This window comes from Pedobacter sp. (genome assembly GCF_035317785.1).
Lineage (GTDB): Bacteria > Bacteroidota > Bacteroidia > Sphingobacteriales > Sphingobacteriaceae > Pedobacter.
On the sequence record NZ_DATHGC010000011.1, the window covers coordinates 1 to 3,498 of the forward strand.

3 protein-coding genes are annotated in these 3,498 nt (G+C 44.9%); all 3 read right to left on the bottom strand.

Going from position 1 to position 3,498, the window contains the following annotated elements:
- Positions 1 to 602, bottom strand: a 602-nt coding sequence (locus VK541_RS01235; protein WP_324366105.1) for a hypothetical protein, incomplete at its 3' end; no start/stop codon positions are given.
- A 63-nt stretch (positions 603 to 665) separates the two neighbouring features.
- Positions 666 to 2,849 carry an alpha-galactosidase gene (locus tag VK541_RS01240; RefSeq protein WP_324366107.1) on the bottom strand — a complete coding sequence of 728 codons (2,184 nt, stop codon included), beginning with the start codon at positions 2,847 to 2,849 and terminating at the stop codon, positions 666 to 668.
- 2 nt (positions 2,850 to 2,851) lie between these two features.
- Positions 2,852 to 3,498 (bottom strand): sialidase family protein (locus VK541_RS01245; protein WP_324366108.1); only part of this gene is annotated, 647 nt, incomplete at its 5' end.

Below are 3,498 nucleotides of genomic sequence, written 5' to 3' on the forward strand. Positions count from 1 at the left end.
CATTGTGCATGAGCAGGCGCATATAAAGTGCCGTCGGCATCCTGGATAACGCCGCGGTGAAAACGAAAACCCGCAACCTGCTGACCAGCAGGAAAGCCGGTTACCGTACCGGAATCTGTTTTAATATCCCATGTAGTACCATTGTCTGCAGACGTAAAATAATTAAAAATGAATGGCGGATTCGGATTGGCACCAGTGTACCCCAGATAAAATGGGATAGAAACCATAACCCCGTCCGTGTTCCTGCGAAAACACACCATCATATCAAGATCATTGTCGGCTCCCCCCCGGTTCGTAGCTGAAGGTGCATTGAAGTTTATACCTTCGTTTACAGAGGCTGCCCAGCCATGGTGCATAGGGAACTGAACGACATCAGCATTCGTTTGCCAGTTAATGAGGGCTTTTTTAATGATTTTCCCCCCGCTTAGAATGTCATAGGATATACCCCTTGGATAATGCATCCACTTGAAAGTCCCGACTGGAGCCTGAATAATTTTTGTCCAGTCATTTTGCTGAACCTCCAGAATTGATGGTGCCTGGGCCATGGCGCCAGAAAGCATTACACAAAGTAATACTGCGGTTAAGTGTAAATTTTTTTTCATACTTGGTTTGGTTTGGTTAGAAATTCATATTTATAAACGATAAGATTTACTTCAATTTTGATGCTACTGACCAACCTGATCGACTAGCATGATCTGGCTTTTAAAAGTCCCGCTCAGAGGCCATTTTATTCCGATATTCATTAAAAAATCTCCCTTGTATACCATTCCTTTATCCTTCCCATCAGCAGCTTTTCTAATCAGATACTGCTTTTCCGCAGCTAATCCTCTAAGTTTTAAAGTGCTGGACGCTCTGTCTGTATACTGACTGCCCCGCAGGTATTCGGCCATGTTGTAGCAAAATAATACTGCCGATTTACCATCAACTGCAGTGTATTCTATTGCACACCGGTTGTTTTCAAATGGAGAAACAAGCCGGTATGTAATGCCTTTCTGTACAATTGGTCTCAATTTCTTATACAAGTCAATTTTTTGTTTTGCAAATGACCTTTCCTGCGTGGACCATTTGCGGATATCGTACCCGATGCCAAGAACGCCACTCATTGACACATCAAATCTGAAATCCAGTGGAAGTGCCTGATGTCTGGCGGCCCCGGTTACCCATGAAACCATAGTATTCGCAGGCAATGCACTTAGAAAGCCATACTGGATAAAAAGACGATCCACCGGATCCGTGTTGTCGCTCAGCCAGGTTTGGTCCATCCGGGACATCATGCCAAGATCTACACGACCTCCGCCACTGGCACAAGATTCAAACAGCACTTTTGGAAACCTTTTTCTGAGTTCATCTACTAACCTGTATACATTAGCAGTATGTCTTATGCGAGCCTCCCGCTGCAGTTCTGCTGATCCGCCAGACCACCCCGGTTCAGATAAATAATTGTTCTGGTCCCATTTAATAAAATCAATATCGTTCTCTTTCAATAATTTGGTGAAAGTCTGCAGCAAATGCTGATAAACTTTCTCATTACCGAGGTTTAAGATTTTCCTGAACTTATTTCCCTCACGGTTCGGAAACTGAAATACCCAATCGGGGTTTTCAACAACAATATCACTGTTGGGATTGACATTTTCTGGCTCCACCCATATTCCAAATTTCATCCCTGTTTCATGCACCTGCCTGATCACCGGTCCGAGCCCATTGGGAAACTTATTTTTATCAACTTCCCAGTTTCCCAATCCGCTTTGTGACTTGCCGTCTGTGCGTCCCTTAAACCACCCGTCGTCAATGGCAAACAGTTCTATTCCCATTTCACCTGCAATTTTTGCGAGCTCAAGCTGCTGCTGCTCATTTACATCATAGTAGGTTGCCTCCCAGCTGTTGTAAATAATAGGCCTGAGTTCTTCACGATGTGTCGCAGGCAAAATGTCATTCCTTACATAAGCGGCTAAACTTTGCGAAGCACCTTCTTCTCCATTATTGGTAAAACCAACTGCAAGTTTTGGGGTTTCAAAGGCAGCCCCCGCTTTCAGTTCCCACGCAGTATCCCAAAAGTTAATGCCACCAAGAATCTGGACAGGCCCTTCAAACGTTTTATCGAAAACCAGTTGCCAGTTGCCGCTGTAATGAAGAGAACCAAACCATGCCGGACTGCTGGCTTTATCCGCGTTTTCAGGCTGAACCATAAACCATGGCGGGTTCGCGTTGGATTTAAACGCTTTTGACTGCAGCACCTTTAAACCTGGAGTAAGGTCCGTTTTTTGCAGCTGAAATTCGTTCAGCTGATTGCCGGACAAATGGGTAAGTGTGTATTCATCCGCAGGCAAAACGATACTTCCCGACTGCATATTTTCAATTTTTATGCTGCCTTTAGTTCCCGTGTTCTTAACAACCGCCCACTTTTCCAGGACATCAAACTCAGGCAATACCCGGATATAGGATGTCACTTCCAGCGGATAAAAACGGTCTTTTTGAATGATTTTCAGCGTAGGCCTGCCATCAACAGTCACCACCTCCCCATTGACATATTGCAGATCAGCATCGCGTACCTGATCACCAAATACAACTTCAAGCATTGGAGTTTTAAACGGAAGCCCGCCCCGTACGGGCACCTCATCTATTCCTTCAGCCCAGGCCGCGTTTTTTTTGCCATATGCTGCCTGCGCTTTCGAACCATAATAAACAGGTTTAACCGAGCCTTTTTCTGTAATGATCACCTGGTAGGCAGAAGACTTCGTCTGAATGATCCATCCTTTCGGATCATCAGTTCTGGCGACAGGACTGATCTGAGCGGATACCAAAGACCATGAACAGCCCAGTGCAAATAAAATGAAGGCTTTTATTTTCATGTTTATTTATCAATTGAAAGTTTAACTTTTCTGCCATAAGTATACCTTCCCTGCTTGCCGTTCCAATGGCCAAAATCATACACCACAAATAATTCGTCGTTTTTTGGTGTTTCTTCAACGGCCATATAATGTGTGGTATCAATGCCGGAGGTAAGACGGGTAACATGGCTCCAGGTTTCACCATGGTCAAGACTGAATGCCAGATAATTACCATTCCAGGGGTGCGTCGGTATTGTCCAGCACAACTTAGCCGCAATCCTTACACCAAAGGCAGCAACCAATATACCGCTGCGTGTTTCGATCAGGTCCGGGTCAACAACGGCGCCAATCAGTTCTTTTGAATCGGGAGCAACCAAAACCCCTTTGCGTTTAACGTCCTTAAACATGGCTGCCCAATCACCGGTTTTATAAACATCAATGTTAGCAAACACCAAAGGTTTGGCCTTTGTCCAGGTTTTACCACCATCGTCAGAATGGTTACTATATAATTCGTACCCGGTACGCATCTGACAAATTAAACGGCCAGCTTTCGGGCCTTTAGAAACCCGTACAATAACCGGCTCGCCAAAACCTTCAGTTCCTGCCTTTCTGTCTACAGCCACGGTTGATACAAAATCCCAATGCTTACCTTTGTTTTTTGAGCGGAACA